Origin of the sequence: Escherichia sp. 94.0001 (genome assembly GCF_013369155.2) — a bacterium.
Lineage (GTDB): Bacteria > Pseudomonadota > Gammaproteobacteria > Enterobacterales > Enterobacteriaceae > Escherichia > Escherichia coli_F.
This window is the reverse complement of the sequence record NZ_JABWMS020000024.1, coordinates 51,834-58,407: the sequence shown is the minus strand read 5'-3', so window position 1 is coordinate 58,407 and position 6,574 is coordinate 51,834. Positions and strand designations below refer to the sequence as shown.

At 50.5% G+C, this 6,574-nt stretch carries 8 protein-coding genes and 1 tRNA gene; 7 read left to right on the top strand and 2 right to left on the bottom strand.

Features of this window, described 5'->3' with window-relative positions; translation table 11 throughout:
• The first annotated feature begins 63 nt into the window (after positions 1-63).
• Positions 64-139, top strand: a tRNA-Trp gene (locus HEN33_RS13380).
• A gap of 95 nt (positions 140-234) precedes the next feature.
• Here HEN33_RS13380 and hdfR read toward each other — a convergent pair.
• Positions 235-1,074, bottom strand: a complete 840-nt coding sequence (gene hdfR / locus HEN33_RS13375; RefSeq protein WP_032185545.1) for an HTH-type transcriptional regulator HdfR — start codon at positions 1,072-1,074, stop codon at positions 235-237.
• Positions 1,075-1,192: 118 nt separating this feature from the next.
• Between hdfR and maoP the strand changes: the two genes are divergently transcribed.
• Entirely contained in the window at positions 1,193-1,531 is a 339-nt protein-coding gene (maoP, locus tag HEN33_RS13370; RefSeq protein WP_000841001.1) for a macrodomain Ori organization protein MaoP, read from the top strand.
• Between the two features lie 24 nt (positions 1,532-1,555).
• On the opposite strand, the gene HEN33_RS13365 is transcribed toward maoP, so the two are convergent.
• Positions 1,556-3,076 carry a YifB family Mg chelatase-like AAA ATPase gene (locus HEN33_RS13365; protein WP_105288344.1) on the bottom strand — a complete coding sequence of 507 codons (1,521 nt, stop codon included), beginning with the start codon at positions 3,074-3,076 and terminating at the stop codon, positions 1,556-1,558.
• A 352-nt stretch (positions 3,077-3,428) separates the two neighbouring features.
• Here HEN33_RS13365 and ilvL point away from each other — a divergent pair, with 352 nt between their 5' ends.
• The 5 genes from ilvL (at position 3,429) to ilvE (ending at position 6,522) form a co-directional block, all read left to right on the top strand.
• Positions 3,429-3,527: an ilv operon leader peptide gene (gene ilvL, locus HEN33_RS13360; RefSeq protein ID WP_001311244.1), complete on the top strand. Its 99-nt coding sequence runs from the start codon at positions 3,429-3,431 to the stop codon at positions 3,525-3,527.
• Positions 3,528-3,613: 86 nt separating this feature from the next.
• Positions 3,614-3,664, top strand: a complete 51-nt coding sequence (gene ilvX / locus HEN33_RS13355) for a peptide IlvX (protein WP_001387183.1) — start codon at positions 3,614-3,616, stop codon at positions 3,662-3,664.
• 2 nt (positions 3,665-3,666) lie between these two features.
• Positions 3,667-5,313 carry an acetolactate synthase 2 catalytic subunit gene (gene ilvG / locus HEN33_RS13350; protein ID WP_176263596.1) on the top strand — a complete coding sequence of 549 codons (1,647 nt, stop codon included), beginning with the start codon at positions 3,667-3,669 and terminating at the stop codon, positions 5,311-5,313.
• Complete coding sequence (ilvM, locus tag HEN33_RS13345; RefSeq protein ID WP_000983255.1) at positions 5,310-5,573, top strand: acetolactate synthase 2 small subunit; 264 nt, start codon at positions 5,310-5,312, stop codon at positions 5,571-5,573. Before ilvG ends, ilvM begins: the two co-directional genes overlap by 4 nt.
• Positions 5,574-5,592: 19 nt before the next feature.
• Complete coding sequence (gene ilvE, locus HEN33_RS13340) at positions 5,593-6,522, top strand: branched-chain-amino-acid transaminase (RefSeq protein WP_000208520.1); 930 nt, start codon at positions 5,593-5,595, stop codon at positions 6,520-6,522.
• The last annotated feature ends 52 nt before the right edge of the window (positions 6,523-6,574 follow it).

The window sequence follows — 6,574 nt, the reverse complement described above, 5'->3', positions numbered from 1 at the left end:
GAATACCTGCCTGTCACGCAGGGGGTCGCGGGTTCGAGTCCCGTCCGTTCCGCCACCCTAATTAGGGGCGTAGTTCAATTGGTAGAGCACCGGTCTCCAAAACCGGGTGTTGGGAGTTCGAGTCTCTCCGCCCCTGCCAGAAATCATCCTTAGCGAAAGCTAAGGATTTTTTTTTATCTGAAATAACCTCTCCGAAGTAAATTCTTCTATCGGCATCCTTGCCAGCCATTCAGATTAATACACTTCATCCAGCACGTTAATTTTCAATAGATCGCGAATCAACGCATTTTTATCGCTATTTTGCAGCCATATGGCATAAAGCGGCCGTGAAAGAGTTGTGCTATCGACAACGGTATGCAGGCCGCCCTTTTTACGCGCCCAACTGACGGGTAGCCAGGTGCAACCATTAAGCGTCGCAATCTGTTGCTGTGCCAGTTCAGCTGAACTCGTTGTCAGAATGGGAACTTCGTCAGCACCGATCAAACCTGCCTCATGCTGTTGAAAATCTGGCCCCCACTCTAATCGCAGATAGTTTAGATCTCCCTTTAGTTTAGAAGGGGCACTGGTATAAAGCGCTAAAGTGAAATACCCCAACAACTGACTGCTAAATTCGTCCATTTTGGGTGCTTCAGTAGTAATAAGAAGATCAAGCTGGCGTTCATGCAGCTGTTTTACCAGAGACTGCCGTTGGGCAATTCGCGCTTCGAACTGTAAACCTGTATGGGTATCCTGGTTTTGATACAAGCGTCCCAACCACTGATTAAGCATACATTCCCACAACGAGGCGCTGGCACCGATAGAAAACTCATTATGTCGTGAGGTATGCGCCACCTCCTTACGGGCGGCCTGCCAGGTACTCATGAGCGTTTCTGCATAGGGCAGTAGCTTTTCACCGGCAGCGGTTAAACGGATATTGTTTCTGTGGCGGGTGAAAAGGTTCACACCCAGTTGATTTTCCAGTTGTCTGATTCGAAAGCTCACTGCTGACTGGGTCAGATAGAGCGATTCAGCCGCTCGACCAAAGTGACGCGTTCGGCTAACTTCCAGGAAAGTTTTTAACAATTCCGTATCCACAGTGCTCTCCGCAAAATTATTTGTCGTTATGATTTAAATGTTTTGTTTTACACTCTGTCAAGCGTAACTAATACTCCGCGCCATAACTAGCTCGGTCAAAGAATTAGGAGCGTGCAGGATGGCGGAAAGCTTTACGACGACTAATCGATATTTCGACAATAAACATTATCCACGTGGATTCTCTCGTCATGGTGATTTCACCATCAAAGAGGCACAACTGCTTGAGCGTCATGGTTATGCCTTCAATGAGCTGGATCTCGGCAAACGCGAGCCGGTTACCGAGGAAGAGAAACTCTTCGTAGCAGTATGCCGTGGCGAACGTGAGCCAGTGACAGAAGCAGAACGCGTGTGGTCCAAGTATATGACGCGTATCAAGCGTCCAAAACGTTTTCACACCCTTTCCGGCGGTAAACCGCAGGTTGAAGGTGCTGAAGACTACACCGATTCTGACGATTAATAAAAAGGGCGAAATGCCCTTTTTTTATGTCAGCAGTTTTTGCAAATGGATGAGCAAGCGGTCGATAGCACGATAGCTAACAGCCTCTTGCAAATGCTGACGTGTAATAATGTCAGACTGATCAATATCAGCAATGGTTCGTGCAACTTTAAGTAACCGCTGCCAGGCACGAATCGATAACCCCAGATGAAGCAGCGTTTCTTCCAGCCACTGCGCATCTTCGCTCTCAAGCTTGCAGAATTGGCGTATTTCCGGACTATCCAGCCAGGCATTCAGTTTATTCTGCCGCTTAAATTGGCGCTCTCTGGCGGCCATTACGCGTTGTTTAACGGTGGCGCTGCTTTCTCCCGGCACTACCGTTTTACTCAAAATGCCGGGTGGCGGTAATGGGATCTCCAGTGAGAGATCGAAGCGGTCGAGAAAGGGACCAGAGAGTCGGTTGAGATAACGCAGCGTTTGCTCTGGTGTGCAGCGGTTATGGTTTCCCTGATAATGTCCGGTAGGGCTGGGATTCATCGCCGCGACAAGCTGGAAACGGGCTGGATAGGTTATTTTTGCTCGCGTGCGTGAAAGATGGATCTGCCCGGATTCAATCGGCTCTCGCAAGGCATCCAGTGTACGCCGTTCAAATTCAGGTAACTCATCAAGAAAAAGCACGCCGTTATGCGCCAGCGAAATTTCACCAGGCCCTGGAATTGCACCACCGCCCACCATCGCAGTTAACGACGCACTGTGATGAGGTGAGCGGAACGGGCGCTGCCGCCATTGTTTTTGTACTGATTCAGCATTTACCAGACTTAATATCGCAGCGCTCTCCAGTGCCTCTTCATTGCTTAAATCTGGCAACAGGCCATTAATACGGCTGGCGAGCATTGTTTTACCTGTTCCCGGCGGTCCAATCAGTAAAAGGTTGTGTCCGCCAGCGGCGGTAATTTCCAGTCCTCGCTTTCCTTGCTCCTGACCGACAACATCACTGAGATCATGTTGTAGCGCCCGGGATACTGCATCAGTTGGTTTCGGGCGTTCGAGAGCGTGCTTACCTTCCAGAAACGCACAGACAGCCTGCAGATGATCGGCTATCAGGCATCCTTCACCGTTAATTAGCCCCACTTCATCTTCGTTATCTTTCGCGACGATAATTTTTCTGCCCGACTTAATAGCTTCAGTTGCACTGGAGATTGCGCCGGGAACGCCACGCAGAGCGCCTGTAAGCGCCAGTTCTCCGACTAATTCATATTCATCTAACTTATTGGCTGTAAGCTGTTCTGAGGCCGTCAGTAACGCAATAGCGATAGGCAAATCATATCGTCCCCCTTCTTTTGGCAGATCGGCTGGAGCAAGGTTGATGGTGATTTTTTTCGCCGGATATTCATATCCGCTATTGATAATGGCGCTGCGCACGCGATCGCGAGCTTCTTTTACCGTTGTTTCTGGTAAGCCCACCATCGTTAAGCCGGGTAGACCTTTACTGATATGTACCTCAACAGTGATTGGGGGCGCATTTACTCCCAGGGCTGCGCGGGTATGAACAATTGACAGTGACATAAGCCCTCCTTGAGTCACCATTATGTGCATAAGATATCGCTGCTGTAGCCCGCTAATTCGTGAATTTTAGTGGCTGATTCCTGTTTATTTGTGCAAGTGAAGTTGAGTTGTTCTGGCGGTGGAACGATGCTCGCAAAAATGCAGCGGGCAAAGGATGAACTACGAGGAAGGGTACAACATTCATACTGAAATTGAATTTTTTTCACTCACTATTTTCTTTTTAAAAAACAACAATTTCTCTTGAAATTATTAAAGACATCATAAAAATCAGCCAAAAAATATCTTGTGCTATTCGCAAAATCTATGGTAACTCTTTAGGCATTCCTTCGAACAAGATGCAAGAAAAGACAAAATGACAGCCCTTCTACGAGTGATTAGCCTGGTCGTGATTAGCGTGGTGGTGATTATTATCCCACCGTGCGGGGCTGCACTTGGACGAGGAAAGGCTTAGAGATCAAGCCTTAACGAACTAAGACCCCCGCACCGAAAGGTCCGGGGGTTTTTTTTGACCTTAAAAACATAACCGAGGAGCAGACAATGAATAACAGCACAAAATTCTGTTTCTCAAGATTCAGGACGGGGAACTAACTATGAATGGCGCACAGTGGGTGGTACATGCGTTGCGGGCACAAGGTGTGAATACCGTTTTCGGTTATCCGGGTGGCGCAATTATGCCGGTTTACGATGCATTGTATGACGGCGGCGTGGAGCACTTGCTGTGCCGGCATGAGCAGGGCGCGGCAATGGCGGCTATCGGTTATGCCCGTGCTACCGGCAAAACTGGCGTATGTATCGCCACATCTGGTCCGGGCGCAACCAACCTGATAACCGGGCTTGCGGACGCACTGTTAGATTCCATCCCTGTTGTTGCCATCACCGGTCAGGTGTCCGCTCCCTTCATCGGCACCGACGCATTTCAGGAAGTTGATGTCCTGGGGTTGTCGTTAGCCTGCACCAAGCACAGTTTCCTGGTGCAATCACTGGAAGAGTTGCCGCGCATCATGGCTGAAGCATTCGACGTTGCCAGTTCAGGTCGTCCAGGTCCGGTTCTGGTCGATATCCCAAAAGATATCCAGTTAGCCAGCGGCGATCTGGAACCCTGGTTCACCACCGTTGAAAACGAAGTGACTTTCCCACATGCCGAAGTCGAGCAAGCGCGCCAGATGTTGGCAAAAGCGCAAAAACCGATGCTGTACGTTGGCGGTGGCGTGGGTATGGCGCAGGCAGTTCCTGCATTACGAGAATTTCTCTCTGCCACAAAAATGCCTGCCACCTGCACGCTGAAAGGACTTGGCGCAGTTGATGCGGATTATCCGTACTATCTGGGCATGCTGGGGATGCACGGCACCAAAGCGGCGAACTTTGCGGTGCAGGAATGTGACTTGTTGATCGCCGTGGGTGCACGTTTTGATGACCGGGTAACTGGCAAACTGAACACCTTCGCACCACACGCCAGTGTTATCCATATGGATATCGACCCGGCAGAAATGAACAAGCTGCGTCAGGCGCATGTGGCATTGCAGGGTGATTTAAATGCTCTGTTACCGGCATTACGACAGCCGTTGAATATCAATGACTGGCAGCAACACTGCGCGCAGCTGCGTGATGAACATGCATGGCGTTACAACCATCCCGGTGATGCTATCTACGCGCCGTTGTTGTTAAAACAACTGTCGGATCGTAAACCTGAAGATTGTGTAGTAACCACAGATGTAGGGCAGCACCAGATGTGGGCCGCGCAGCACATCGTCCACACTCGCCCGGAAAATTTCATCACTTCAAGCGGATTAGGCACCATGGGGTTTGGTTTACCGGCAGCGGTTGGTGCGCAAGTTGCGCGGCCGAACGATACCGTCGTCTGTATCTCCGGTGACGGCTCTTTCATGATGAATGTGCAAGAGCTGGGCACCGTAAAACGCAAGCAGTTACCGTTGAAAATCGTCTTACTCGATAACCAACGGTTAGGGATGGTTCGACAATGGCAGCAACTGTTTTTCCAGGAACGATATAGCGAAACCACCCTTACCGATAATCCCGATTTCCTCATGTTAGCCAGCGCATTCGGCATCCCTGGCCAACACATCACCCGTAAAGACCAGGTTGAAGCGGCACTCGACACCATGCTGAACAGTGATGGGCCATACCTGCTTCATGTCTCAATCGACGAACTTGAGAACGTCTGGCCGCTGGTGCCGCCTGGCGCCAGTAATTCAGAAATGTTGGAGAAATTATCATGATGCAACATCAGGTCAATGTATCGGCTCGCTTCAATCCGGAAACCTTAGAACGTGTTTTACGCGTGGTGCGTCATCGTGGTTTCCACGTCTGCTCAATGAATATGGCCGCCGCCAGCGATGCACAAAATATAAATATCGAATTGACCGTTGCCAGCCCACGGTCGGTCGACTTACTGTTTAGTCAGTTAAATAAACTGGTGGACGTCGCACACGTTGCCATCTGCCAGAGCACAACCACATCACAACAAATCCGCGCCTGAGCGCAAAAGGAATATAAAAATGACCACGAAGAAAGCTGATTACATTTGGTTCAATGGGGAAATGGTTCGCTGGGAAGACGCGAAGGTGCATGTGATGTCGCACGCGCTGCACTATGGTACCTCAGTTTTTGAAGGTATCCGTTGCTATGACTCGCACAAAGGACCAGTTGTATTCCGCCATCGTGAGCATATGCAGCGTCTGCATGACTCCGCCAAAATCTATCGCTTCCCGGTTTCGCAGAGCATTGATGAGCTGATGGAAGCGTGTCGTGACGTGATCCGCAAAAACAATCTCACCAGCGCCTATATCCGTCCGCTGATCTTCGTCGGTGATGTTGGCATGGGCGTAAACCCGCCAGCGGGATACTCAACCGACGTGATTATCGCCGCTTTCCCGTGGGGAGCGTATCTGGGTGCAGAAGCGCTGGAGCAGGGGATCGATGCAATGGTTTCCTCCTGGAACCGCGCAGCGCCAAACACCATCCCAACCGCGGCAAAAGCCGGTGGTAACTACCTCTCTTCTCTGCTGGTGGGTAGCGAAGCGCGCCGCCACGGTTATCAGGAAGGTATCGCGCTGGACGTGAATGGTTATATCTCTGAAGGTGCGGGCGAAAACCTGTTTGAAGTGAAAGACGGTGTGCTGTTTACCCCACCGTTCACCTCATCCGCGCTGCCGGGGATTACCCGTGACGCCATCATCAAACTGGCGAAAGAACTGGGAATTGAAGTGCGTGAGCAGGTGCTGTCGCGCGAATCACTGTACCTGGCGGATGAAGTGTTTATGTCTGGTACAGCGGCTGAAATCACGCCAGTGCGCAGTGTAGATGGTATCCAGGTAGGCGAAGGCCGTTGTGGCCCGGTTACCAAACGCATCCAGCAAGCCTTCTTCGGCCTCTTCACTGGTGAAACCGAAGATAAATGGGGCTGGTTAGATCAAGTTAATCAATAAATACAAAAAATGGGACGGCACGCACCGTCCCATTTACGAGACAGACACTGGG